20 protein-coding genes are annotated in these 25,179 nt (G+C 55.3%); 11 read left to right on the top strand and 9 right to left on the bottom strand.

Annotated elements, in window-relative coordinates; translation table 11 throughout:
* Positions 1-4 precede the first annotated feature (4 nt).
* The 4 genes from rutD to rutA are packed head-to-tail and all read right to left on the bottom strand — an operon-like array spanning position 5 to position 2,973.
* The gene (gene rutD, locus BV390_RS17540; RefSeq protein ID WP_032695975.1) at positions 5-790 is read right to left on the bottom strand and encodes a pyrimidine utilization protein D; all 786 of its coding nucleotides are present in this window, start codon (positions 788-790) and stop codon (positions 5-7) included.
* Positions 784-1,179, bottom strand: a complete 396-nt coding sequence (rutC, locus tag BV390_RS17535; RefSeq protein WP_032688415.1) for a pyrimidine utilization protein C — start codon at positions 1,177-1,179, stop codon at positions 784-786. The genes rutD and rutC overlap by 7 nt, the downstream gene beginning before the upstream one ends.
* On the bottom strand, positions 1,172-1,882 hold the full coding sequence (gene rutB, locus BV390_RS17530) for a pyrimidine utilization protein B (RefSeq protein ID WP_032695714.1): 711 nt from the start codon (positions 1,880-1,882) through the stop codon (positions 1,172-1,174). Before rutB ends, rutC begins: the two co-directional genes overlap by 8 nt.
* A complete protein-coding gene (gene rutA, locus BV390_RS17525; protein WP_032688611.1) occupies positions 1,882-2,973 on the bottom strand; it encodes a pyrimidine utilization protein A in 1,092 nt (363 codons plus the stop codon). The genes rutB and rutA overlap by 1 nt, the downstream gene beginning before the upstream one ends.
* Positions 2,974-3,256: 283 nt before the next feature.
* Between rutA and rutR the strand changes: the two genes are divergently transcribed.
* Positions 3,257-3,895: an HTH-type transcriptional regulator RutR gene (gene rutR, locus BV390_RS17520; RefSeq protein WP_032688413.1), complete on the top strand. Its 639-nt coding sequence runs from the start codon at positions 3,257-3,259 to the stop codon at positions 3,893-3,895.
* Here the strand turns inward: rutR and BV390_RS17515 are convergent.
* Together BV390_RS17515 and putA are read right to left on the bottom strand one after the other, a co-directional pair.
* Positions 3,892-4,287 (bottom strand): lysozyme inhibitor LprI family protein, encoded by a 396-nt coding sequence (locus BV390_RS17515; protein ID WP_032700332.1) that lies wholly within the window; start codon positions 4,285-4,287, stop codon positions 3,892-3,894. The two genes, rutR and BV390_RS17515, sit on opposite strands and share 4 nt — an antisense overlap.
* Positions 4,288-4,389: 102 nt before the next feature.
* Positions 4,390-8,352, bottom strand: coding sequence for a trifunctional transcriptional regulator/proline dehydrogenase/L-glutamate gamma-semialdehyde dehydrogenase (gene putA, locus BV390_RS17510; protein ID WP_085397155.1), 3,963 nt, complete (start codon positions 8,350-8,352; stop codon positions 4,390-4,392).
* Positions 8,353-8,776: 424 nt separating this feature from the next.
* Between putA and putP the strand changes: the two genes are divergently transcribed.
* Both putP and BV390_RS17495 read left to right on the top strand, forming a co-directional pair.
* Complete coding sequence (gene putP, locus BV390_RS17500; RefSeq protein WP_032688410.1) at positions 8,777-10,285, top strand: sodium/proline symporter PutP; 1,509 nt, start codon at positions 8,777-8,779, stop codon at positions 10,283-10,285.
* Positions 10,286-10,430: 145 nt separating this feature from the next.
* A complete protein-coding gene (locus BV390_RS17495) occupies positions 10,431-10,865 on the top strand; it encodes a DUF3574 domain-containing protein (RefSeq protein ID WP_032695715.1) in 435 nt (144 codons plus the stop codon).
* 33 nt (positions 10,866-10,898) lie between these two features.
* On the opposite strand, the gene BV390_RS17490 is transcribed toward BV390_RS17495, so the two are convergent.
* Positions 10,899-12,083 (bottom strand): NupC/NupG family nucleoside CNT transporter, encoded by a 1,185-nt coding sequence (locus BV390_RS17490; protein ID WP_032688408.1) that lies wholly within the window; start codon positions 12,081-12,083, stop codon positions 10,899-10,901.
* Between the two features lie 273 nt (positions 12,084-12,356).
* Here BV390_RS17490 and efeU point away from each other — a divergent pair, with 273 nt between their 5' ends.
* The 4 genes from efeU (at position 12,357) to phoH (ending at position 16,959) form a co-directional block, all read left to right on the top strand.
* Entirely contained in the window at positions 12,357-13,196 is an 840-nt protein-coding gene (gene efeU, locus BV390_RS17485) for an iron uptake transporter permease EfeU (RefSeq protein WP_032688407.1), read from the top strand.
* A 47-nt stretch (positions 13,197-13,243) separates the two neighbouring features.
* Complete coding sequence (gene efeO / locus BV390_RS17480; protein WP_032688609.1) at positions 13,244-14,371, top strand: iron uptake system protein EfeO; 1,128 nt, start codon at positions 13,244-13,246, stop codon at positions 14,369-14,371.
* Between the two features lie 4 nt (positions 14,372-14,375).
* A complete protein-coding gene (gene efeB / locus BV390_RS17475; protein WP_032688406.1) occupies positions 14,376-15,659 on the top strand; it encodes an iron uptake transporter deferrochelatase/peroxidase subunit in 1,284 nt (427 codons plus the stop codon).
* Positions 15,660-16,170: 511 nt separating this feature from the next.
* Positions 16,171-16,959, top strand: a complete 789-nt coding sequence (phoH, locus tag BV390_RS17470; RefSeq protein WP_032695716.1) for a phosphate starvation-inducible protein PhoH — start codon at positions 16,171-16,173, stop codon at positions 16,957-16,959.
* Positions 16,960-17,046: 87 nt separating this feature from the next.
* Here the strand turns inward: phoH and BV390_RS17465 are convergent, their stop codons facing one another.
* Together BV390_RS17465 and BV390_RS17460 are read right to left on the bottom strand one after the other, a co-directional pair.
* Entirely contained in the window at positions 17,047-18,288 is a 1,242-nt protein-coding gene (locus BV390_RS17465) for an MFS transporter (protein WP_032688405.1), read from the bottom strand.
* A 257-nt stretch (positions 18,289-18,545) separates the two neighbouring features.
* Entirely contained in the window at positions 18,546-18,962 is a 417-nt protein-coding gene (locus tag BV390_RS17460; protein WP_085397154.1) for a hypothetical protein, read from the bottom strand.
* A gap of 1,598 nt (positions 18,963-20,560) precedes the next feature.
* Between BV390_RS17460 and BV390_RS17455 the strand changes: the two genes are divergently transcribed.
* The 4 genes from BV390_RS17455 (at position 20,561) to BV390_RS17440 (ending at position 25,169) form a co-directional block, all read left to right on the top strand.
* Positions 20,561-21,073, top strand: coding sequence for a hypothetical protein (locus BV390_RS17455; protein WP_123618898.1), 513 nt, complete (start codon positions 20,561-20,563; stop codon positions 21,071-21,073).
* Between the two features lie 21 nt (positions 21,074-21,094).
* A complete protein-coding gene (locus BV390_RS17450) occupies positions 21,095-21,676 on the top strand; it encodes a fimbrial protein (RefSeq protein WP_085397153.1) in 582 nt (193 codons plus the stop codon).
* 106 nt (positions 21,677-21,782) lie between these two features.
* Positions 21,783-24,416, top strand: a complete 2,634-nt coding sequence (locus BV390_RS17445) for a fimbria/pilus outer membrane usher protein (protein ID WP_085397152.1) — start codon at positions 21,783-21,785, stop codon at positions 24,414-24,416.
* Positions 24,417-24,425: 9 nt separating this feature from the next.
* Positions 24,426-25,169: a fimbrial biogenesis chaperone gene (locus BV390_RS17440; RefSeq protein WP_085397151.1), complete on the top strand. Its 744-nt coding sequence runs from the start codon at positions 24,426-24,428 to the stop codon at positions 25,167-25,169.
* The last annotated feature ends 10 nt before the right edge of the window (positions 25,170-25,179 follow it).

Below are 25,179 nucleotides of genomic sequence, written 5' to 3'. Positions count from 1 at the left end.
GATATCAGGCCAGCATGGCGGCCAGCCCGTTGCATAAAATAGGGTTGAAGGTGTCGGCATCGGTCACGTTGCAGGCGTGGCCGCCCCAGGCCATCTCGACCCGCTGGCTGCCCGCTATCGCCGCTTGTAGCGTGCGCGAACAGGAGGCAGGAACCAGCAAATCGTCATGGGCGCTGACGATCAGGGTCGGGCATGCCACGGCGGACGCCCGGCGAGAAAAGTCGGCCTGCTTCAACGCCTGCAGCCGCTTGAGCAGATTCTCCTTGCCCTGAAAATGGCTGAGGGCGAGAGCATCTTCCGCCTCTAGCCTCGGCATCCGCGCGGCCATCCACTCCGCCGGGTAGAGAAATAAAGGCTGTGCTTCGACCCACGCCTGGGCACCGCCCGCGTGCAGCAGACGCTCGCGTACCTGAAAACAGCGGCGGGTGTGGGGAGACAGGGTTAGCCAGCCGTTGACCAACACCAGGCCGCTGACCGCCTGCGGAAAGTCCAGCGCCAGCTGCAGGGCAATCAGCGCCCCCAGGGCGTGACCCACCAGGGCAAAGCGGGATATTCCCGCCGCCTGCAGCGCCTGATTGAGCTCCTGCGCCATAGTCGCCATGCTGTAGCCGGCGGGCAGCGGCCCGGCGTTTTCACCGGTGCCGTTTTGATCATAGCTCACCAGCTGATACCGTTGTTCCAGCGCCGCGCGCTGCGGCAGCCAGTAGCTGCCCGCACCGCCTAAGCCGGCGCTCAGCACGACCGTCGGTGCTCCCTCAAAGGGGGGCGGGGAGATATTCAGTTTCATGATGCTGCTTTTCCGATATGGGCGACGGTCGCTATCTCTACCAGCGCCTCCGGCTTGACCAGTCCGCACTGAATGCAGAAGCGCGCCGGTTTATCACCGGGGAAAAATTCGGCATAGACTTCGTTAATCGCGGCGTAGTTTTTCCAGTCGGTGATAAAGATGCTGTTGAACGTCACATCCTCCATGCTGCCACCCGCCGTTTCGATCACCGTTTTGATCGTTTCCAGAACGTGACGGGTTTGCGCCTTTGGGTCGCCGATGTGGACCACGTTATTTTGCTTGTCAAACGGCAGGGTGCCGGAGACATACACCACCCCATCGGCCAGGGTGCCAGGGACGAAAGGGGCAATCGGCGTGGTGGTGCCGGGCGGAATAATCACCTGTTTAGGCATAACGTTTCTCCTCCGGGAAAGATAGCGGGGCGGCCGGGGCCAGCGCATCGCAGAAGCTGGCGACGTCGCTGACCCAGCCAAAGAAGGTCTCAATATTGAACAGTGCAGCCTGCTGGGCGAAGGCCGGGCCCGCCTGGTGGGTGGCGTCTTCCAGCACGACGCCGAAATACTCGAGGAAGAAGCCGTCGCGCAGGGTGGACTCCACGCAAACATTGGTGGCGATGCCGGTAAAGATCAGGTGGCGAATGCCGCGGCTGCGCAAAATACTGTCCAGCTGAGTGTTGAAAAAGCCGCTGTAGCGCGGTTTCGGCAGCACCACATCGCCGGGCTGGGGCTGCAGCTCATCGACCAGTTGATAATCCCAGCCGCCTTTAGCCAACAGTTTGCCCTGCAGTTCAGGACGACGGCGCATGGTCTTCAGAGCGTTAGATTTGTGGTAGTTCGGCGAGCCCGGGCCACCGGCTTCCATATACTCCTCATCCCAGCCGTTCTGGAACCAGATGATCAGCATGCCGGCGGCGCGGGCCGCGGCAACGGCGGTATTAATGTTGTCGATAACCGGCCGGGTGGCGGAGACATCAAACCCGGCGAGATCGAGATATCCCCCCTGGCTGGCATAGGCGTTTTGCATATCGACGACGATCAGCGCGCTATTTTGCGCCGGGAAGGTCAGGGATTCCGGACGGGCGGAAAGCGTAATCATCAGGCAACCTCGCGGGTAACGGTGGCAATATGGTCACGGCAGCGCATCAGCGGCTGAATGCGCTGGCCAAAGGCATCGATGCCAGAAAGAAAATCATCAAACGTCAGCAGCACGCCGTCGGTGCCGGGGACGGAGGCGACGTCGTCGAGCATTCGGGCGACGTTGGCGTAGGAGCCCACCAGCGTTCCCATATTGATATTGACCGCCGAGGTCGGGTCGGCCATCTGGCGGACGTTGGTGTCGCTGCCGGAGCGGGTGTCTTTTTGGCTTTGTTCGGTGAGCCAGGCCAGCGCTTCGTCATCGGCTCCCGCCTTGTAGTGCTCCCATTTGGCGCGGGCCGCTTCGTCGGTTTCATCGGCGATGACCATGAACAGCACATAGGAGCCCACGTCGCGACCGGTCTTTTCCGCCGCCTGCATCATGCGCGCGGCGGTCGGCGCAAAGGCGGTCGGGGTATTGACCCCTTTGCCGAAACAGAAGTTGTAGTCGGCATACTGGGCGGAGAAGGCCATGCCCGCGTCGCTTTGCCCGGCGCAGATCACTTTCATCGGCTGCGACGGCTGCGGGCTGACGCGACAGTCGTTCATCGTGAAGTGGTCGCCTTTAAAGTCGCTGCGCCCGGTGCCCCACAGGTCGCGCAGCACCTGGACATATTCGGTGAGATAGTCGTAGCGGCGGGCGAAATAATCGTCGCCGGGCCAGATGCCCATCTGCTCATATTCCGGTTTTTGCCAGCCGGTCACCAGATTGACGCCGAAGCGGCCGCCGGAGATAGAGTCGATGGTGGAGGCCATCCGGGCGACAATGGCCGGCGGCAGCGTGAGCGTCGCGGCGGTGGCGTAGATCTGGATCCGCGAGGTTACCGCGGCCAGGCCGGCCATTAAGGTGAAAGATTCGAGGTTATGATCCCAGAACTCGGTTTTGCCGCCGAAACCGCGCAGTTTGATCATCGACAGCGCAAAATCAAAATGATAATGCTCCGCTTTCTGGACGATCGCTTTATTCAGTTCGAACGTCGGCATGTACTGCGGGGCATGGGTTGAAATCAACCAGCCGTTATTACCAATCGGAACGAAGACACCAATTTTCATACGTACCTCTCTGCAATCGTTGACGAAGAAGGCGCGCGGTGCTGCATCCTGCATCTCCTGGGTCACCTCGCCAGAAAGCTAAAGCAAAGGGAATGCCAGTTTTGCAAAAATCAATGTTATTAATGTGTTGCGTATTGGTTGCTTAAAATGAAGGTGATAAAAGTGGACTAAATGGTCAAAATGAGTGCACGAAAAAACGGCAGTCATGCGCAATTGGGGTGCATAAGGTCGTGTCAAGGTTGGGCTTTTGCTATGCTGATGGCGTTGAAAGAAGGAGATGATGATGGCAGAGGGCGCTGTGAAAAAAACCGGGAAGCGTTCGCAGGCGGTGAGCGCAAAGAAAGAGGCTATCCTGGCCGCTGCGCTGGACGCATTTTCCCAGTTTGGTATCCACGGTACGCGGCTTGAGCAGGTTGCAGAGCTGGCCGGGGTATCGAAAACGAATCTACTCTATTACTACCCGTCGAAAGAGGCGCTGTATGTCGCCGTGCTGCAGCAGATCCTCACCATCTGGCTGGCGCCGCTGAGGGCGTTTCGCGAAGATATCAGCCCGCTGGTCGCTATCCGCGAATATATTCGCCTCAAGCTGGAGGTGTCGCGCGATTATCCGCAGGCCTCCAGGCTGTTTTGTCTGGAGATGCTACAGGGCGCGCCGCTGCTGATGGGCGAGCTGACCGGCGATCTGAAAGCGCTGGTGGATGAAAAGTCGGCGATTGTCTCTGGCTGGGTCGATAGCGGGAAACTGGCGCCGGTCGACCCTCAGCATCTGATCTTCATGATCTGGGCCACCACTCAACATTACGCCGATTTTGCCACGCAGATTGAGGCGGTCACCGGCGCAACGTTGCGCGACGAGGCGTTTTTTCAACAAACCGTAGAGAACGTCCAGCGGATGATCATTGAAGGTATCCGGGTACGTTAATTGGCGGGGGGAAGCGGGCAGCTCTGGTCGCCATCTTCACACTGCAGCAGCGAAGCAAGGAACGATTCACGCTCCACGGTTTTGTCTGCCATACACTGGTTGATAAGCATCGGCTGGACGCTGCCGCCTTCGGCGCCGGAAGCGAGGAAGGTGCAGTCGGCGTCGCGCAGCGCTATCCACGCCAGCTGCGCTTTTTTCAGCTGTTCCTGCTGTTTACCCGCGGCGCGTTTCAGCGCTTCCTGATAGGTCTGATTCAGCTTGCTATCGGCCGCCTGATATTGTGCTGCCGTACACTGGTTCAACTCAGCCTGATTGCCGGCGTTAGCACATTCGTCCGCCAGCGCCTGTCCGCTTGCCAGCAGGGCTGCGAGGGCAATTAAAGTTCGTTTCATTGGTCCACTCCCATAAAAAAAGCTCCCGTCGGGGGAGCTTTAATTAACCACAGCCGGCGTCCGGTGTCATCAGCTGACGTGGATGTCGGTCGCAACAGACCCTTAGCCGATGGTCATCAGGCTAGCGTTACCGCCTGCCGCCGCAGTATTGACGCTCAGCGAGCGTTCAATATAGAGGCGTTCCAGCAACAGGTTGCTTTCACCGCGGGCGAAACCCTGAACCGAGATAATCGCGCCGTCGCGTGCCGCCACCTGTTCACACAGTTCCCGCAGCTGATCGGAATCGCCGTGGTAGATAACCGCATCGAAAGCCTGAGCGGTCAGCATCTCTGGTTTGGCAAAGTGGAGACGTTCGCTGACCTCGCGCGGCAGCTTCTTCGCCAGCTCGCGATGCAGAGCGCTCTCCGGCCACAGGATTTCACAGCCGACTGCGGTGACCGCCGCCAGCTGAATCAGCGCATCCTGCTCGTTATCCGCCACGCACAGTACGCGGTCGCGAGGGATAAAGGTCAGGGTATTGCGCTCGCCGGTTGGACCCGGCAGCAGACGTTGGGTGCCGGCTTGCGCCAGTTCACGGTACTGCTGACACAGCGCCTGCAGTTCAGGACGACCGGCGGCCCACTGCTGCAGGGCGTTTAGCGGTTTTTCCAGCAGGGTTTTCAGCTGCGCATCCAGCGGACGTTCCGCATCCTGGCGGGCGAGCGTGGTTCCCACGGCGTTTTGCGGGCGGCTGGAGAGCAGACGATACAGATACAGCGGGCCGCCGGCTTTCGGTCCGGTCCCCGACAGACCTTCGCCGCCAAACGGCTGCACGCCGACCACGGCGCCAACCATATTGCGGTTAACGTACAGGTTGCCGACCTTCGCGCTGCCGGTGACCTGAGCAATGGTTTCGTCGATGCGGGTATGGACGCCGAGGGTCAGACCGTAGCCGGAGGCGTTAATCTGCTCGACCAGCTGATCCAGCTCGTTGCGGTTATAGCGAACCACGTGCAGCACCGGACCAAAGACCTCTTTTTTCAGCTCATCAAAGCTCTCGAGTTCGATCAGGGTCGGCGGAATGAAGGTCCCGCTTTGCCACTCACGCGCATCCTCGCTGTTTTCCCGTACCGCCTGGAACACCGTGCGGCCTTTGGCGCGCAGGCTCTGAATATGGCGTTCAATATTCTCTTTGGCTTCGGCATCGATGACCGGACCAATGTCGGTCGTCAGACGGCCAGGGTTGCCCATCCGGCATTCGCCCATTGCGCCGCGCAGCATGGTCAGCGTATGGTCGGCGATCTCTTCCTGCAGGCAGAGAATACGCAGGGCGGAACAGCGCTGCCCGGCGCTATCAAACGCGGAGGCCAGCACGTCGATCACCACTTGCTCGGTAAGGGCCGAGGAGTCGACGATCATGGCGTTCATCCCGCCGGTTTCGGCGATAAGCGGCGTCGGGCGACCCTGTGCATCCAGGCGGCTGGCGATATTGCGTTGCAGCAGCGTGGCGACTTCGGTGGAGCCGGTGAACATCACGCCGCGCACGCGTTCGTCGGTGGTCAGCGCGGCGCCGACGGTTTCCCCGCGGCCCGGCAGCAGCTGAATCACGCCCGGCGGAACGCCGGCTTCCAGCAGAATCGCTACGCCCTGAGCGGCAATCAGCGGCGTCTGTTCGGCGGGTTTCGCCAGCACGCTGTTACCGGCGGCCAGCGCGGCGGCAATCTGACCGGTGAAAATCGCCAGTGGGAAGTTCCACGGACTAATACAAACTACCGGTCCCAGCGGACGGTGGGTTTCATTATCGAAATCGTCGCGCACCTGACCGGCGTAGTAGTGGAGAAAATCGACGGCTTCGCGGACTTCGGCGATGGCGTTGCTGAAGGTTTTACCGGCTTCACGGACCAGAATGCCGATCAGCGTCTGCATCTGGTCTTCCATCAGCACCGCCGCGCGTTCAAGGATCGCCGCTCGTTCCTGCGGCGGGGTGGCAAACCAGATAGGCGCGTTATTGACTGCGCTGGTCAGCGCCAGTTCAATCTCTTCCGGGTGGGCTTCACGCACGTGGCCGACGATATCTTTCGGCTCGGCCGGGTTAATCACCGCCTGCAGTTCGCCCGCCATCACCGGATGCTCCAGCGCCGGCAGCGCCTGCCATTTGTGCAATGCGCTGTTCAGCAGAGAGGAGGAGAGGGAGGCCAGACGGTGTTCGTTGGCCAGATCCAGGCCCGCGGAGTTGCTGCGGCCTTTGCCGTACAGATCGCGCGGCAGCGGGATCTTCGGATGGGGCAGGCCGGCCTGACCCTCCTGGCGGGCCAGTTTTTCCACGGCGCTGACCGGGTCGGCAACCAGCTCGTCCAGCGGCAGCGTAGTATCCGCGATACGGTTAACAAAGGAGGTGTTGGCGCCGTTTTCCAGCAGGCGGCGTACCAGGTATGCCAGCAGCGTCTCGTGGGTCCCGACCGGCGCATAAATTCGGCACGGACGGTTCAGTTTCCAGTCGGCAACCTTGCCGACTACCTGTTCGTAGAGCGGTTCGCCCATGCCGTGCAGGCACTGGAACTCATACTGGCCCGGATAGTAGTTTTGCCCGGCCAACTGATAAATGGCTGCCAGGGTATGGGCGTTGTGGGTGGCGAACTGCGGGTAGATAAGGCTCGGCACCGCCAGCAGCTTTTTCGCGCAGGCGAGGTAGGAGACGTCGGTGTACACCTTGCGGGTATACACCGGGTAGCCTTCGAGGCCGTCCATCTGCGCGCGTTTGATTTCGCTGTCCCAGTAGGCGCCTTTTACCAGGCGGATCATCAGGCGACGGCGGCTGCGGGTGGCGAGGTCAATCAGGGAATCAATGACGAACGGGCAGCGTTTTTGGTAGGCCTGAATCACGAAGCCAATTCCGTTCCAGCCGGCCAGCTCTGGTTCAAAGCACAGCTTCTCCAGCAGGTCGAGGGAGATCTCCAGGCGATCGGCCTCTTCGGCATCGATGTTAATCCCGATATCGTACTGACGCGCCAGCAGGGTCAATGATTTCAGCCGCGGATACAGTTCATCCATCACCCGATCGTATTGTGCGCGGCTGTAGCGCGGGTGCAGCGCAGAGAGTTTGATCGAAATCCCCGGGCCTTCATAAATGCCGCGGCCGTTAGAGGCTTTGCCAATCGCGTGGATCGCCTGCTGGTAGGAGACCATATAGGCCTGAGCATCGGCGGCGGTGAGCGCGGCCTCGCCCAGCATATCGTAGGAGTAACGGAACCCTTTCTCTTCCAGCTTGCGGGCGTTGGCCAGCGCTTCGGCGATGGTTTCGCCGGTCACGAACTGTTCGCCCATCAAACGCATCGCCATGTCGACGCCTTTGCGAATCAGCGGTTCGCCGCTTTTGCCGATAATCCGGTTCAGCGAGCGCGAAAGGCTGGTTTCGTTATGGGTAGAGACCAGTTTGCCGGTAAACAGCAGGCCCCAGGTTGCCGCATTGACGAACAGCGACGGGCTGCGGCCGATGTGCGACTGCCAGTTACCGTTGCTGATTTTGTCGCGGATGAGGGCATCGCGGGTGGCTTTGTCCGGAATACGCAGCAGCGCCTCCGCCAGACACATCAGCGCCACCCCTTCCTGTGAAGAGAGCGAAAACTCTTGTAGCAGGCTCTGCACCATGCCGGCGCGACCGCTGGCGGTTTTTTGATTACGCAGTTTCTCCGCCAGCTGATAAGCCAGCTTATGCGCCTGTTCAGCCAGCGGCTGCGGCAGGCGCGCTTGCTCCAGCAGCATAGGGACGGCGTCAGTTTCTGCCCGGCGGTAAGCGGCGGTAATCGAGGCCCGGGTGACGGACTGCGGCAGAATCTGCTCGGCAAATTCGAGGAATGGCTGCCACGGCTCATCGACCGGGCTGCTGACGTCATCGCTTTCATTGGCGGCGCCGGCAAGCAGGGCCGGCAGCTCGGGCAGCGTCTCGTCGTTTTCCAGCTTTTCCAGATAGTTGAAAATGGCCTGTTTAATCAGCCAGTGCGGCGTGCGGTCAATACGGCTCGCGGCGAACTTGATGCGTTCACGCGTCGCGTCGTCAAGCTTAACACCCATGGTGGTGGTGCCCATGCTTATCACTCCTGTTATGAATCGTTGTTCTTTTTTGCGGTTACGCGAAAATATCTACTATGTTGCAACTTTGTGCAACCTTGTTAATCGTGACCTGTGTAGCAAGCTGAGAAATGAGTGAGTTGTTAATTGAGATGGTGGATGTAACGGAAAATTAACCTTTCTGCGCTGGGGTTTTTTATGCGTCAGTTAACAGTTTTACAAGGTGCAACCAATAAAAACGTGAGAGAGTGCAACCTATAACAAAATGAAGTTTGGTAAGGACAAAAATTAGTGTAAATGCTGTGTTAAATCGTTTGTGAAATGCCGACGCTTCCGTCAGGATACGGTCGCCCAATACAATCCTTGTGCCACTACCCCGTTCCGGTAGTGGAATAAAATGACAAAGCAGGACGTTGTCGACAAAAGAATCTGGAGATTTTACATGGCTATTAGCACCCCCATGTTGGTGACTTTTATTATTTATATATTTGGCATGGTACTGATCGGTTTTATTGCCTGGCGATCGACAAAAAACTTTGATGATTATATTCTCGGCGGCCGCAGTCTCGGGCCATTTGTGACGGCGCTCTCCGCCGGCGCCTCCGATATGAGCGGCTGGCTGCTGATGGGATTGCCCGGCGCAATATTTCTCTCCGGTATTTCCGAGAGCTGGATCGCCATTGGTCTGACGCTCGGCGCATGGATTAACTGGAAACTGGTCGCCGGTCGTCTGCGCGTACACACCGAGGTAAATAATAATGCGCTGACCTTACCGGATTATTTTACCGGGCGCTTTGAAGATAAAAGCCGCGTGCTGCGTATTATTTCGGCGCTGGTTATTTTGCTGTTCTTCACCATTTATTGTGCCTCCGGGATTGTTGCCGGTGCCCGTCTGTTTGAAAGCACTTTTGGCATGAGCTATGAAACGGCGCTGTGGGCCGGTGCGGCGGCGACGATTATTTATACCTTCGTCGGCGGATTCCTCGCGGTAAGCTGGACCGATACCGTACAGGCCAGCCTGATGATTTTTGCGCTGATTCTGACGCCGGTGATGGTGATTATTTCCGTTGGCGGCTTTGGTGAATCGCTGGAAGTGATCAAGCAGAAGAGCATTGAAAATGTCGATATGCTCAAAGGACTGAATTTTGTGGCGATTATTTCGCTGATGGGCTGGGGCCTGGGCTACTTTGGCCAGCCGCATATTCTGGCGCGTTTTATGGCGGCGGATTCGCACCACAGTATCGTTCACGCACGTCGTATCAGTATGACCTGGATGATTCTCTGCCTGGCGGGTGCCGTGGCGGTCGGTTTCTTCGGTATTGCATGGTTCAATAATAACCCGGCGCTGGCCGGCGCGGTTAATCAGAACTCCGAGCGCGTGTTTATCGAACTGGCGCAAATCCTGTTTAACCCGTGGATTGCCGGTATTCTGCTGTCGGCGATTCTGGCGGCGGTGATGTCCACCCTGAGCTGTCAGCTGCTGGTGTGCTCCAGCGCGATTACCGAAGACCTGTATAAAGCGTTTCTGCGCAAAAACGCCGGTCAGAAAGAGCTGGTGTGGGTCGGACGGACGATGGTCCTGGTGGTGGCGCTGATCGCCATTGCGCTGGCGGCAAACCCGAACAACCGCGTGCTGGGTCTGGTGAGCTACGCCTGGGCAGGCTTCGGTGCCGCGTTTGGTCCGGTCGTACTGTTCTCGGTGATGTGGTCGCGGATGACGCGTAACGGGGCGCTGGCCGGGATGGTGATTGGCGCGCTGACGGTGATTGTCTGGAAACAGTTCGGTTGGCTGGGCCTGTATGAAATCATCCCTGGCTTTATCTTTGGCAGTCTGGGCATCGTGGTCTTCAGCCTGCTGGGCAAAGCCCCGTCGACATCCATGCAGCAACGCTTTGCCGAAGCGGACGCCCATTATCATTCGGCTCCGCCGACACCGGCTACCGCCGAGTAAACTCACGACCGGTTAATCAAGCCCGCGTTCAGCGGGCTTTTTTGTGGCTGAAAGCCGGCCAGGCGCCCGGCACGGCTCCCACCTCTTGCTAATTCCATGAAAATACGCTGATATCGGGGGCACAAAAAACAATGAGGATAGCAAAATGACGTTCAGACAGGGTGCGCTGGTGCTGGTGATGGCAGGGCTGCTTGGCGGCTGCGTGGCACCGGTGAAGAAGAGTACGCCGGTTGCCACGGCAGCGGTATGCCCGGCAGAGAATGCGATGGTGCAGACCACGCTCTATTTCGGTTTAAGCCGCCCGGCGGGTAAAGATATCACCCCCCAGGAGTGGCAGCAGTTTGTTGACCGTGACGTCACGCCGCGTTTTCGTGAGGGATTAACGGTGTTTGACGCCCGAGGCCAGTGGCTGGGGAATGATGGCAGCGTGGCCCGCGAGCAGAGCAAAGCGCTGATGCTGATTCATGGTAAAGACGGTGGCAGCGAAGAGGGGATCGAGGCGTTACGTAACCTCTATAAATCGCGCTTTGCCCAGGAGTCGGTGATGCGCGTTGACCAACCGGTCTGCGTTCACTTCTGAAAAAACGGCGGGGAAGTCCCCGCCGTATCTCTTCTATAGCACCAGGCCGGCAAAGCTGGCGGAAAGCAGACTGACCAGCGTGGCGCCGTAGACCAGACGCAGGCCGAAGCGGGAGACGATATTGCCCTGCTGTTCGTTCAGCCCTTTAATGGCCCCGGCGATAATGCCGATGGAGGCAAAGTTCGCGAAAGAGACCAGGAAGACCGAGAGGATGCCCAGTCCACGCGGAGTCATGCCGGCGGCAATTTTTTGCAGCTCAATCATCGCCACAAACTCATTGGCCACCAGCTTGGTTGCCATAATACTTCCGGCGTTCAATGCATCGCTGAGCGGAATACCAATCAGCCAGGCCAGCGGATAGAATACATAGCCAAGAATTTGCTGGAAGCTCAGGCCAAACAGCGTGGCAAACAGGGCATTAATGGCGCTGATCAGGGCGATAAAGCCAATCAGCATCGCCAGAATAATCATCGCTACTTTAAAGCCGGCAAGAATATATTCCCCGAGCATTTCGAAGAAGCTTTGTGATTCGTGGAGCTTCTCCAGCTTAATCTCTTCTTCGCTACCCGGACGCGTCGGGTTAATAATCGACAGCACAATAAAGGTGCTGAACATATTCAGGATCAGCGCCGCGACCACATATTTTGCATCGAGCATGCTCATATAGGCGCCGACGATGGAGAGCGATACCGTGGACATCGCGGTGGCTGCCATGGTGAACAGCCGACGTGAGGAGAGGTCGCCCAGCACGCCTTTGTAGGCGATAAAGTTCTCCGACTGGCCGAGAATCAGCGAGCTGACGGCGTTGAAGGATTCCAGTTTACCCATGCCGTTGACTTTGGAGAGCAGGGTGCCAATCACGCGGATGAAAACAGGCAGAATGCGCCAGTGCTGCAGAATACCGATCAGCGCCGAAATAAAGACAATCGGGCACAGCACGCCAAGGAAAATAAACGCCATCCCTTTTTCACTCATGCCGCCAAATACAAAGTTGGTGCCTTCGGCAGCAAAGCCGAGCAGCGAAGTGAAAAAGCCAGAGATATTTTTAACTATCCACAGACCGCTTTCGGCATGCAGGAAAAAGAATGCCAGCGCAATTTCAATGATAATTAACTGGATAATATAGCGAACGCGGATTTTTTGTCGGTCATAGCTGGCAAGCCAGGCAAGGCCGAGGATAACCGCCAGCGCCAGCAGGAAGTGCAAGAATTGTGTCATGTTGTTCATTTCGCAGGTCAATAAGGCCGCTATTTAGCCACAGCCGGTCAACCTGGTAAATATCTGCAGCGAAAAAACCGCCGCGCCGACTGGCCGAACGCGACGCAGACAGATAGTCCCCTAAGTGATTATTTTACAGCAATTAATTTACAACTCGTCACCAAACTCTCTACATTTCACTTGTGTTTCTGATTATTGTAATGATAATCACTATCAGAAATATTTACTTATCTTTGCATCCACTGACTGCGATTCACATTGAAGGGTGTCGGCATGTTTGTTCCATTTCTCATTATGTTACGCGAAGGGCTGGAGGCGGCGCTGATTGTCAGCCTGATTGCCAGCTATCTCAAACGCACCCAGCGCGGCAGCTGGATTGGCGTCATGTGGATTGGCGTTATCCTGGCGGCGGCGCTGTGCCTGGGCCTGGGGATCTTTATCAACGAAACGACCGGCGAGTTTCCCCAGCGGGAACAGGAGCTGTTCGAAGGCATCGTGGCGCTGGTGGCGGTATGCATCCTGACCTGGATGGTGTTCTGGATGCGTAAAGTCTCGCGCAACGTGAAGCAGCAGTTGGAACAGGCGGTGGATAATGCTCTGCAGCGCGGTAATCATCACGGCTGGGCGCTGATCATGATGGTCTTTTTCGCCGTCGCGCGGGAAGGGCTGGAGTCGGTGTTCTTCCTGCTGGCGGCATTCCAGCAGGATGTCGGAATTTGGCCGCCGCTCGGGGCGATGCTGGGACTGGCTACCGCGATTGTCCTCGGCTTCCTGCTTTACTGGGGCGGGATCCGCCTTAACCTCGGCGTATTTTTCAAATGGACCAGTCTGTTCATTCTGCTGGTGGCGGCCGGGCTGGCTGCCGGGGCAATTCGCGCCTTTCATGAAGCCGGTCTGTGGAACCATTTCCAGGACGTGGCGTTTGACCTGAGCGGCGTGCTGTCGACCCACACGCTTTTCGGCACGCTGCTCGAAGGGATCTTCGGTTACCAGGAGACGCCTACCGTCAGTGAAGTGGCGGTCTACTTTATCTATTTGATTCCGGCGCTGGTGCTGTTTGCGCTGCCGCCGCGTAACAATACAGCAACCTCGCGCACCGCTCCGCTTAAGTAGGGCGCCGCAGGATTATGGTTACAACATACTTACCGAAAGGGATGATCATGATGATTCATTTTCGCCGTAATGCGCTGCAGCTTGCCGTCGCAGCGTTGTTCAGCTCTGCCTTCTACGCTCAGGCTGCGGATATCCCGCAGGTAAAAGTCACCGTTAACGACAAACAGTGTGAGCCGATGAACGTCACCGTCAAAGCGGGGAAAACGCAGTTCATTATTCAAAACCACAGTCAGAAAGCGCTGGAGTGGGAGATTCTCAAAGGCGTGATGGTCGTGGAAGAGCGCGAGAACATTGCGCCAGGCTTTACGCAAAAGCTGACGGCGAACCTGCAGCCGGGCGAATATGACATGACCTGCGGTCTGCTGACCAACCCGAAAGGCAAGCTGATCGTGACCGGCGCCGCCACCAAAGATGCGGCGAAAGCCGATGCGCTGTTAAGCCTTGGCGAGGCGATTACCGCCTATAAAGCCTACGTTACGGCGGAAACCGCACAGCTGGTTAGCGGTACGAAAGCTTTCACCGACGCGGTGAAAGCGGGCGATATTGAAAAAGCGAAAGCGCTGTATGCTCCGACGCGTCAGCACTACGAGCGCATTGAACCGATCGCAGAGCTGTTCTCCGATCTGGACGGCAGTATTGATGCGCGTGAAGACGATTACGAGAAAAAAGCCGAAGACCCGAAATTCACCGGCTTCCACCGTCTGGAAAAAGCCCTGTTTGGCGACAACAGCGTCAAGGGGATGGAAAAGTATGCCGACCAGTTGAACAGCGATGTGCTTGAACTGCAAAAACGCATCAGCGAACTGGCATTCCCGCCGTCGAAAGTGGTGGGTGGCGCGGCGGGCCTGATTGAAGAAGTCGCGGCCAGCAAAATCAGCGGCGAAGAAGATCGCTACAGCCACACCGATCTGTGGGACTTCCAGGCGAATATCGACGGCGCGCAGAAGATCGTTGACCTGCTGCGCCCGCAGCTGCAAAAAGAGAACAGCGCGCTGCTGGCGAAAGTGGATGCTAACTTCAAGAAAGTTGACGCTATCCTCAGCAAATACCGCACTAAAGACGGCTTCGAAACGTATGACAAGCTGACGGATGCGGATCGTAATGCGTTAAAAGGGCCGATCACCACGCTGGCGGAAGATCTGTCTCAGCTGCGCGGGATCCTTGGGCTGGACTAAGTCGATGGCAGAACAGAAGCAATCTGACGTGAATGAGCCTTCACGTCGTCGATTATTAAAAGGGATCGGCGCGCTTGGCGGCGCGCTGGCTATTACCGGCGGCTGTCCGGTGGCACACGCGGCGAAGGGCAGCAGCTCTCCGGGTGTGCTGTCGCCGGACGCGCGGGCCGAGGCGCAGCCTTTTTACGGGCAGCACCAGGCCGGCGTGCTGACGCCGCAGCAGGCATCGATGATGCTGGTGGCCTTTGATGTGCTGGCCAGCGATAAAGCGGACCTGGAGCGTCTGTTTCGTCTGCTGACTCAGCGCATTGCCTTTCTGACCAAAGGGGGGCCGGCGCCGGACACGCCCAATCCGCGCCTGCCGCCGATGGATTCGGGGATCCTCGGAGCGTGGATCTCCCCGGATAACCTGACCGTCACCGTTTCGGTTGGCCATTCGCTGTTTGATGAGCGCTATGGATTAGCGGACCAGGCGCCGAAAAAGCTGCAAAAAATGACCCGCTTCCCCAACGATTCGCTGGATGCGGCGCTCTGCCATGGCGATTTGCTGTTGCAAATCTGTGCCAATACTCAGGATACGGTTATCCATGCGCTGCGCGATGTGATTAAACATACGCCGGATCTGCTCAGCGTCCGCTGGAAGCGTGAAGGGTTTATTTCCGATAGCGCCGCGCGGAGTAAAGGCAAAGAGACGCCGGTTAACCTGCTGGGCTTTAAAGACGGCACCGCGAACCCGGTCAGCAGCGATAAGGCGCTGATGGATGAAGTGGTATGGGTGACCGCCGATCAGGGGGAGCCGGCATGGGCAACCGGCGGCAGCTATCAGGCGGCGCGAATCATCCAGTTCCACGTGGAATTCTGGGATCGCACCCCGCTGAAAGAGCAGCAGACCATTTTTGGGCGCGATAAGCACAGCGGCGCGCCGCTGGGCATGCAGCATGAGCATGACGTGCCGGATTACAGCCGGGATCCTGACGGCGATATTATTGCCCTGGACAGCCACATTCGACTGGCGAACCCGCGGACACCGCAGACGCAGTCAAGTCTGATGATGCGTCGTGGCTACAGTTATTCGCTGGGCGTAACCAACTCCGGGCAGCTGGATATGGGACTGCTGTTTGTCTGCTATCAGCATGATCTGGAGAAGGGATTCCTGACGGTGCAAAAACGCCTTAACGGCGAAGCGCTGGAGGAGTACGTCAAACCTATCGGCGGTGGCTACTTCTTTGTGTTACCGGGTGTTATCGACAGCCAGCACTTCCTGGCGCAATCTCTGCTTGAAGCCTGACGCACCTGCCCGCAAGGGCAGGGCGTTTCTGCTGTTTTTCCATTCTTTTTTTGTATTTCCTGCCTTGTGTTATTTTTCTGTAATCTAAATGACGGAAACTCGCTCCAGCTGTACGGGGAAATATTTGTTGCGTCTATGTAAAAAATAAGTTGCATTAAGAATAATTTTTGATGTACTTATTACAGACGCGGTAGTTCCCGGCAGTGATGTCGTTTCACTATGGAGATCGCGAATGGTAGGGTCCTGTACCGGACAACGCAAAACAACACACCGTACTCTTCAGCACGGAGGGAAAACCTCCGGCAGCGATTTCGTCAGCGTAAATTCACCTCTTTCCACCCCCACAGAACATCCGAACCCTGACCGGGTACGCGGTGCGCGTAGCCGTGACTCGTTGTCAATTCAACCGGCAAGCAATGGCTTAAAAGGAAGCCAAACCTCAATCGTTTGTGCGCATAATCGCGTCGATGCTGACGCGTGTGATGTAAACCAACAACGCAAGGTGCTATCCATGGGAAGACAAAAAGCAGTGATCAAAGCTCGTCGTGAGGCAAAACGTGTGCTGAGACGCGATTCGCGCAGCCATAAGCAACGCGAAGAAGAATCGGTCACATCGCTTGTGCAAATGAGTGGCGTAGAAGCAATTGGCATGGCGCGGGACAGCCGTGATACTTCCCCAATTGAAGCGCGCAATGACGCTCAGGCGCATTATTTGAATGCCATCGACAATAAACAGCTGATTTTTGCAACGGGCGAAGCCGGGTGCGGTAAAACCTGGATTAGCGCAGCAAAAGCCGCCGAAGCCCTGATTCACAAAGATGTGGACAGGATTATTGTTACCCGTCCCGTTCTGCAGGCCGATGAAGATCTCGGCTTCTTACCGGGAGATATCGCCGAGAAGTTTGCTCCCTATTTCCGACCGGTGTACGACGTACTGGTGAAGAGGCTGGGCGCTTCCTTTATGCAATACTGCCTGCGACCGGAAATTGGCAAGGTGGAAATCGCGCCGTTCGCCTATATGCGCGGACGTACATTTGAAAATGCCGTGGTGATTCTGGACGAGGCCCAGAACGTGACGGCTGCGCAAATGAAAATGTTTTTAACCCGCCTCGGGGAAAACGTGACGGTCATCGTGAACGGCGACATTACCCAGTGTGATTTACCCTCTGGCGTGAAGTCCGGGCTGGTCGATGCGCTGGCGCGTTTTGAGGAAGACGAGATGATCGGCATTGTGCGTTTTACCGCCGATGATTGCGTCCGTTCGATGCTCTGCCAGCGAACGCTGAAAGCCTACTACTGATCGCTATCTTGTGTGCAAAGCCCGGGGAAACCCGGGCTTTGTTATTTTGATGCGGCGACGACGCCGGCAGCGAAGCGCTAACCCCTGTTAGCCTATCGCGCCCAGCGCATCTTCGCTGCCCTGCGTTTTCGGCAGTAAGAACAGGGTGGCGAAAATATCCAGCAGATACAGAAGGGCCAGCAGCGTGATGGCAGCGGTGAACGACCAGTGGCTGACGCACAGACCAATCACCAGCGGCCCAAAACCACCGACGCCGCGACCAAGGTTAAACAGCACGTTCTGCGCCGTAGCGCGGACCTGTAGCGGGTAGGTATCAGAAATAAGCGCCCCGTAGCCGCCAATCATGCCGTTGACAAACATTCCCATTACCGCCCCGGTAAACAGCATCAGGGTCGGGTCCCGCAGCTGGGCATAGATAATGACCATCACGACGGCCCCAACCTGGTAAATCAGAAAGATCTTCCAGCGGGCGAAACGGTCCGCCAGCACGCCGAACAGCCAGATGCCGAAGGTCATCCCCACGACGGTGACCGCGGTCCAGAGTCCTGATTTGGTGAGCGAAAAACCAAAACTGGAGGAGAGATAGCTGGGCATCCAAATCATCAGGCCGTAGTAGCCAAAATTCTGTACCGAGCAGAGGATGAGGATCCCGATACTGGCCTTCGAGGTGGCGCGGTCAGCAAACAGCATCCGGAGACGGGTCGTGAAGGAGACCTGTTGGGTGACTGCGATATCTTTGGTAAACGCGTCGGGCTCCCCCATGCCGCGGCGAATGGCAAATGAGACCAGGGCGGGCAGCAGCCCAACGAGGAACATTCCGCGCCAGCCGATGATATCCAGCAGGAGAGGGGTGATAAAGGCGGCAAGCAGCACGCCAAGCTGCCAGCCGATACCGACCCATGCCGAGGCGCGATTGCGTTTGCTGGCGGGCCAGACTTCAGCAATCAGCGCCATGCCAATACCGAATTCGCCGCCTAGCCCCATACCTGCAAGAGTTCGATAGGCCAACAGATCCCAATAACCCTGCGCAACCGCACAGAGGCCGGTAAAGACCGAGAACATCAGGATCGTGAAGGTCAGGACGCGAATACGGCCCAGGCGGTCGCTGAGATGACCGAAAAAAATCCCGCCCAGTACCGCGCCAATCAGCGTCCAGGTCACGAGGGAACCGGCCTGAGAAGTGCTGAGCGCCAGCGAAACGCTGATCGCAGGCAGCATGAAACCGAGGATCAGCAGGTCAAAGCCATCCATTGCGTAGCCGCTGATCGCCGCGACCATCGCTTTCGCCGGCGTGACGCCGCGTTTGTTAAGTGGAGAAGAGAACGTCATGTCCAGACCTTAGAGTGAAAATTGTGCGCCAAGTATAAGTTTGTCGGCGGCCGCAATCTACAGGCAACGCGGGGTAAAAGGGGCCGGGCAAGGCAAGAATGCCGACCGCAGGAAAAGGCATGCGCGCTGCCGTCGGTCAGGGCGATGCGGTAGGCGGAAAAAACGTGGCTGCGTACGGACTTTCGGCAGACGACCAGGTGGTACGCATATCCACCTTTTTGTGCCTTAAGTCTGGCTCCCCCTGAAGGGGCCGGGTGTTATTTTAGCCCCTCCCATAGTCCTTCAACGATCGCGGCAGCCATTGAGGAACTGTGGCCGGTATGTTCCACGCAATATGACTGCGCGGTATCGAGGTCTTTGCGAACACGGTGGCTTTTGGCAAATGCCTGGCTTGATACCGATGAACCGCCCGTGTAGATCTCAAGGCTGGCAACGCTTTCTGCATGACGCGTCACGTCAAAACGATTTACGCCGACTTCATTGTTGAGTTTTCCGTACTCCAGAAGGTATCCCTGAGAAAAAAGCTTATCCTGTATGCAAGAGTATATCGCTCTGGGTTTTGCTGAATCCTTGTAAAAGTAGCTTTGGGTGACCTCAGTATCCTTGCCGTACGGCTGAAGCGATGCGCAGCCGGCAATCAACAAGGGGACCACAAGAACAGTTCTTTTCCGCATAAAGGTTATTCCTTTTAAGGATACGTATCATTGCGCCATCGGTCATAAGAACAGATATTCCTGCTATGCTGCGCTCCGCTATTTGACATCCTCTTTAAGGAGTAAATATATCAACACTGAGGTGGGGCAATGCTTCAGATTTTAATTCTAATATTAACGAAGTCGTGTAAACCTGAGATAAACAAACTTAAGATAAAACTTTCCGTATCTGATGGGCTAAAGCAGAACTGCGTTGCAACCGCTGCATACATATAATTAACACTCCAGACATTGGTATTAACAAAAGGGCTGTTGGTGTTGATTCAATTAGCAGGGTAGAAGTGGCAATGGCAATGCAGGAAAAATACTGTACTCACGCCACCACTTTGCTTCGCGAAAAGCTGAATAAGGGACGGTCATCCACTCGACTGTTTGAGGACCAAATCTGCTATATCGTGAAAAAATAGTACAGGTTCTACTAACACGCTTTTTAACTATACGGCGACCGCGCGTGACAAACCCCTACAATCGACTTCGTTGTCGTCATGATATTGCATGATCCTGTCCCCGCATTATGGGTCTGACTTTTTCTGCCAGGCGCGCTTCATTCACACTGAGATTTGGCTTGATTTGAAACTTAAACGGAATTCAAACACCAGCAAATTAGTTTGTTTTATAAATATTACAACTATTATAATTAACTTACGAAATCATTGCGGTGGTGCTGTATTTCTGAAGTGAAGATCATTGAATTATATACAAATTAAATTTCCTCATGTTACATGCGTGCTAATAAAAAGATCCGCGGGATACTTTTCAATAGAAATAAACTATCAAAATGTTGGTTTTGATAGTTTATGTGATTTTGTGATTTTTATTAGATGGTTTAATTTCTGTCGCATATGAAATGCACATGATTGTCATCTGGCTTTATTTATAAACAGGGGGCGGGAAAGATATTTCTGACAATAACTTTATTTAACTTTACATTGGTTAGTCCGCTAAGAATTGGGGAATATTCCTATGCCGGCGCTGGCAATTTTCTGTAGCGGAGAGGTTTTTTTCTAAAATTCAGCGTGCATCATGTCCGAGACGCTCTACCAGAGAGGGCCTGATTGCTTATTCGTCACTAAAGGGGAGGTTGCCATTTTATTTAAAGTCGCTAATGATTGTTTATTGATTCAAATCAAGTCATTTTTATAATGAATCGCATAAACAAAGAGTTATTTTTTTGTTGCTCATTATTTATTAAGATTTTTCCTCAAAAAAACAATGATGAAAACTTCATATTTAATCATTGGCCTGGAATACAGTGGCGCTTACAGGCTGAAAAATGATTTGTTTTATCTATCAAAACCCATGTTGATTTGAGTTAAAAACTGTTAGGAAAAATTTGGGTGGTATGATTTAAATAAAGGTGTAAGAAAACAATACTAAACAATTTTGAATGTGTCTGTTTGACACGTTGATTTCGTGTGCGTTGAATAAACAGAGAGAAAATGCGATATCATATTGTATCAGATAATTTATATTTTCTCCTGGGGGTCAGAGGACTATTTAACCGGAAGGGGTTGTTTGCATTTATATATTACAGCTGTGAGCAGTCTACGCTGGAGTTGATGCGTGATATCAATGGTCATCTGAAACCTGGTGATGTGCTGGTTTGTGCACTCAATGATATTATTCTTAGGCAGAATGTACTGAAGTTATCATGCGTATTGTTTGGGCGAATATTATTTATGCCTTTTTTTACAGTATCTGAAAAAACGACGGGTTCATTACCCTGGGTCCTGAATAGTACTGTAACAGAAGATGCTTTCTTTATTCTCCTGAAGAAAATGGAAACCGCTACATACTCTAAAAGAAATATCACCGATAAACATATGGAAACAATAGGGTTTCTGACGTCCGGTAAAACAATTAATGAACTGGTCATGGCGACGGGCTGGACCGCGAAAAAACTCTATTACCAGCGAACGGCATTGCTGAAGAGGTGCGGTCTTACCGGAACCACGGATCATGAAGTTCTTCTCTGCAGAGACATATTGACCTTATTAAGGAGGCATAACGTAACGAAAGCTGAAGTACCGCCATCTCAACATCATCTGTCAAAAGGTGAATATTATTCATAGTTAAGTAGTAAAGGGACCTGTATGAAAAGAAATACTTTATATAAAGCCTTAATTTCCGCTTTCGTGATTGTGGGGGGCTTGTCAGCCAATGCAAACGCTGCCGACGGTACCATCAACTTTCAGGGAACAGTAACATCGAGCGCCTGTACCACCATTGTTGGGGCGGCTCCGGCTGGAGGGACTGCCGGGAGTACCACAACCGTTAACCTTCCTCCGGTATCTGCCGACACGCTGAACGCCCTGGCCGGTACCTATGCCGGACATACCGCATTCACCATTCAGCTGACCGGATGTCAGGCTGCCGGTTCGTTGAACAGCGTGCGCGCAACGTTTTCTACCGCTTCTCCGGCTGCCGGAGACAATACGGTAATGGGCAATACCGCCCCTTCCGGTGCGGCCGACGTGGCAGTTGCGATTCTGACCGCGCAAAGTGCACCGATTCATCTGAACGGTGGCACATTGCTCGATCCCGGTGCCGCGCTCCCTACCGCGGCGGCCGGTCCGGTTACTCTTAATTATCTGGCGGCATACAAATCCCTCAGCACAGCCGTCACCCCCGGTCCTGTCACTGGCATTGCCGACTACGTGATTTCCTATTTCTGATAATACGGAATAACTGTTGTATTTGTGATTAAAGCCGGGTCGACCGGCTTTTCTGGGTAACGACAGTATCTGGTTTCTACCGCGCTATACCGGGGAATATCATTATATGTATCGTTTTTTACTGCGCTGTATTCACACGGAAGAACCACGGAGTCAGGTATCCCGGATATCGATGATTCTCCCGGTGCTTTTCAGTAGTGTCAGCGTCAGTGTTTTTGCCGGAAACGATTTTGAGGAAGCGTTTTTGCGGCGCGATAAAAACGGTGTATCTCAGGATGTTTTTATGTACCAGGATCCTGTTATGCCCGGGAGGAGACTGACTGATATCGTTATTAACGATCGGTTACGGGAAAAGACCGAAATTGACTTCGTCAGCAATGGCAATAACAAGGTTATCCCCTGTCTTTCATACCGCCAGCTGAAAGCCTCAGGCATCAGGGTTAGCCACTATTCCGGCTGGGAAACCCGCGAAGGGGAAGCGGCTGGTTCGTCTGACGCGGAAACCTCCGTGCCTTCCCGCTGTGAAGATCTCGCGCTGCGAATACCTGCTGCTTTTGTTCAGTATGACCACACCCACCAGGTGCTGAACATCACCGTACCGCAGGAGGCCATGGACAACGAGCGCTTCACCATGATCTCGCCAGCTGAATGGGATCACGGCACTCCCAGTCTGCGCTCATCCTACAGCGGCTATTTTTACTCGTCACGGCTGAAGGGGGCATCCGGGCCGGGCTGGAAGGTAGATGATAGTACCACCGAGAGTGCCTGGCTTAGCTTGAATACCACGGGAAATGCCGGCCCATGGCGTCTCTACAGTATTGATTCGTTTTATCGTAATGACCGGCATCAGTGGAAATCCAATCATGACAGAGCCTATCTGGCACGTGATATTGCGTTACTGCGCAGCAGCCTGCAGGTAGGTGAAATCTACACCCGAACCTCAGGCACGATGACCGGAGCCATCCCTCTGCGGGGGATCTCGCTGGCAACCAGTGAACGCATGTCGCTCGATAACCAGTACAGCTATGCACCGGTTATCCGGGGAGTGGCGCGCACTAACGCCAGATTGACTGTGCGCCAGCGTGATGCGGTGATTTACAGCACGTTGTTGACCCCTGGCGCATTCGCAATTGATGATCTGTATACCGCTCAGGTGGGGGCCGATCTTGACGTTATGGTGGAGGAATCGGATGGGCAAATTCAGTCCTTCCGGGTTCCCTATACGGCCCTGCCGGGCATGATTCGTGCCGGCGCGATACGCTACAGTCTGGCCGCCGGTACCTGGCGTGGTCCGGACGGTGGGACATCCGAACCTGCGCTGTTATCCGGTACTCTGGAATACGGTTTTGAACATTTCACCCTGAATAGTGCATCTGTGATGACTGAAAATTATCAGATGTTCTCCTCGGGAGCGGCATGGAATATCGGTGCAATCGGGGCTTTCTCTGCCGACCTGGCGTATGCCCGCCACAGCGAAACCTGGAGAGATAACCGCCAGCGCGAAGGTACGGCAGCCAGGCTGCTTTATGCCCGTCAGTTTGATGTCACCGGGACATCATTGCAACTGCTGGGCTACCAGTATCAGTCCGAGTCCTTTCTTGATGCCGGGGAATTTCTTGCACGTCAGAGCCAGAGCTGGATTGACGGGTATGCTCCGGATACGACGACCTGGCAGAGGCGCCGGCGTAACCGGATGGAGATGACCGTCAGCCAGAATATGAACTCTGTCGGCAATCTGTATATGACCATCAGTCAGGAAAGCTTTTACGGCACGGGTGATAAAAACAGCTCGCTGAGTGCCGGAGCGGGTACCACCGTCGGTTCGGCCAGCGTATCCCTGGCTCTGACGCACAATCGTTACCAACGTCTCAGCGATAATCAACTCACTCTTTCTCTCAGTCTGCCGTTGTCAGTATGGCTCCCCGCCAGGCAGGATGCTGGTTTTCTGAGCTATGGTCTCAGCCGCAACAAAAACAACCAGTACGGCCAGTCTCTGGGGTATGCGGGCAACAGCGCTGGCAACGACTTCAGTTATTCGGCCAGTCTCCAGCGGGATACTCAGGGGGAATACAGTCAGTCAGGATCTCTGGGCTGGAATAGCAGCAGGGCAAATATTACCGCAGGAATTAGCCACGCGAGGGATTATCGCCAGTACTCCGCCGGGATGTCCGGCGGTGTGACGCTGTACCGCGGAGGGGTCATTATGTCGCCGCCATTGGGTAACACCGTGGCGATTGTTGAAACCCCTGGAGCGGAAAATATCAGGGTTTCCGGTATCAATAATGCCCGGACCGATTCAGCTGGCCGGGCGGTGGTGACCTGGCTGACGCCTTATCGCTATAACCAGATTAACCTGGACGCCGGGGAGTCTGATGGTGCTGAGTTGCAGGAGTCGTCCCGCAAAATCGTCCCTACAGAAGGTGCCGCCGTGCTGCTCCGGTTTGCCACCCGGTCGGGTAGAAGAGCGCTGGTGGAAATTTACAGCCGAAAAAGTATTCCGCTGGGTGCGCTGGCGTACACCGAAAGTGCTCCCGGTGTTAATGAGACCGAGGAGGCCGGTATCGTGGGTCAGAAAGGACTTGTCTGGCTGACCGGGCTGGATACCCACAGGGCGCAGGTACTGAATGTTATCTGGGGCCAGCGGCCTGAAGAACGATGCCAGATTGCGCTTTCCGCACCCACTGAAGAGCAGCTTAAACCCGATAACTGGCATAAAAAAATCAGAGCGGAGTGTCTCTGATTCTTCACCATGAAACTGCATAAAAAGAGTAACGTAATGAAATTGCTGAAATTATATATCACCGGGCTTCTGACGGTCATTTTCCTCGCCGGTACGGCGACAGCCGGCGTCAGGCCGCAACTGACACGCATTGTTGCCTATGCACAGGACAGAGAAACTCCGGTAGACGTGATAAACGACAGCCAGGAGACCTATATGGTGCAGGCCTGGTTGGAAGATCTTCGGGGGAATGACAATGATCTTCCGCTGGTGCTGACTCCGCCGGTGATGAAGCTTGAGGCTAAAAAACAGGGGAAATTCCGACTCGTGGTTCTGAGGGGAGGGATTGCGAAGGACAGAGAGTCCGCATACTGGCTATCGCTGCAGGAAATACCGCCAAAAGCCGGCAGTGCAAATAAGCTGGTGATTGCCGTACGCAGCAGACTTAAAGTTTTTGTCCGTCCTGACGGACTTAACTCTGCCGGTGCCCGCGATGCGGTAAAGCAAATTCGCTGGAGTCTTGAGAAAGACGGTAATGCCGTCTGGCTGAAAGCAAGCAATCCCACGCCTTATTTTGTCAGCTTTGCCCGCCTGAGTGTGGGGGCCGGCAAGGGGATTACGTTGGAGGATCGCCATCGTATGCCTCCGCCGTTTGGTGGCGAACGTTACCGTCTGCCTGCTTCAGTTAACCATACCAGTGTGACCGTGACCTGGAGTGGGATCCATGACTGGGGCGGTGCGGGTGAAGAATACCGGGCGGAGCTAATACCATGAAGAGGGCGGC

Origin of the sequence: Klebsiella sp. YJ, assembly GCF_002108615.1 — a bacterium.
Taxonomy (GTDB): Bacteria; Pseudomonadota; Gammaproteobacteria; order Enterobacterales; family Enterobacteriaceae; genus Klebsiella; species Klebsiella planticola.
Note: the sequence above shows the minus strand (reverse complement) of the source record. Positions and strands in the feature narration are given on the sequence as shown.

What these genes read in the sequence shown, in the direction of transcription:
- BV390_RS17515 (WP_032700332.1), bottom strand. Translation starts at nt 4,287, where the DNA reads ATGAAACGAACTTTAATTGCCCTCGCAGCCCTGCTGGCAAGCGGACAG.
- rutA (WP_032688611.1), bottom strand. Translation starts at nt 2,973, where the DNA reads ATGAAAATTGGTGTCTTCGTTCCGATTGGTAATAACGGCTGGTTGATT.
- BV390_RS17455 (WP_123618898.1), top strand. Translation starts at nt 20,561, where the DNA reads ATGCGTGATATCAATGGTCATCTGAAACCTGGTGATGTGCTGGTTTGT.
- rutC (WP_032688415.1), bottom strand. Translation starts at nt 1,179, where the DNA reads ATGCCTAAACAGGTGATTATTCCGCCCGGCACCACCACGCCGATTGCC.
- efeO (WP_032688609.1), top strand. Translation starts at nt 13,244, where the DNA reads ATGATGATTCATTTTCGCCGTAATGCGCTGCAGCTTGCCGTCGCAGCG.
- BV390_RS17450 (WP_085397153.1), top strand. Translation starts at nt 21,095, where the DNA reads ATGAAAAGAAATACTTTATATAAAGCCTTAATTTCCGCTTTCGTGATT.
- efeB (WP_032688406.1), top strand. Translation starts at nt 14,376, where the DNA reads ATGGCAGAACAGAAGCAATCTGACGTGAATGAGCCTTCACGTCGTCGA.
- BV390_RS17440 (WP_085397151.1), top strand. Translation starts at nt 24,426, where the DNA reads ATGAAACTGCATAAAAAGAGTAACGTAATGAAATTGCTGAAATTATAT.
- efeU (WP_032688407.1), top strand. Translation starts at nt 12,357, where the DNA reads ATGTTTGTTCCATTTCTCATTATGTTACGCGAAGGGCTGGAGGCGGCG.
- BV390_RS17495 (WP_032695715.1), top strand. Translation starts at nt 10,431, where the DNA reads ATGACGTTCAGACAGGGTGCGCTGGTGCTGGTGATGGCAGGGCTGCTT.
- BV390_RS17460 (WP_085397154.1), bottom strand. Translation starts at nt 18,962, where the DNA reads ATGCGGAAAAGAACTGTTCTTGTGGTCCCCTTGTTGATTGCCGGCTGC.
- BV390_RS17490 (WP_032688408.1), bottom strand. Translation starts at nt 12,083, where the DNA reads ATGACACAATTCTTGCACTTCCTGCTGGCGCTGGCGGTTATCCTCGGC.
- rutR (WP_032688413.1), top strand. Translation starts at nt 3,257, where the DNA reads ATGGCAGAGGGCGCTGTGAAAAAAACCGGGAAGCGTTCGCAGGCGGTG.
- phoH (WP_032695716.1), top strand. Translation starts at nt 16,171, where the DNA reads ATGGGAAGACAAAAAGCAGTGATCAAAGCTCGTCGTGAGGCAAAACGT.
- rutB (WP_032695714.1), bottom strand. Translation starts at nt 1,882, where the DNA reads ATGATTACGCTTTCCGCCCGTCCGGAATCCCTGACCTTCCCGGCGCAA.
- BV390_RS17445 (WP_085397152.1), top strand. Translation starts at nt 21,783, where the DNA reads ATGTATCGTTTTTTACTGCGCTGTATTCACACGGAAGAACCACGGAGT.
- putP (WP_032688410.1), top strand. Translation starts at nt 8,777, where the DNA reads ATGGCTATTAGCACCCCCATGTTGGTGACTTTTATTATTTATATATTT.
- putA (WP_085397155.1), bottom strand. Translation starts at nt 8,352, where the DNA reads ATGGGCACCACCACCATGGGTGTTAAGCTTGACGACGCGACGCGTGAA.
- BV390_RS17465 (WP_032688405.1), bottom strand. Translation starts at nt 18,288, where the DNA reads ATGACGTTCTCTTCTCCACTTAACAAACGCGGCGTCACGCCGGCGAAA.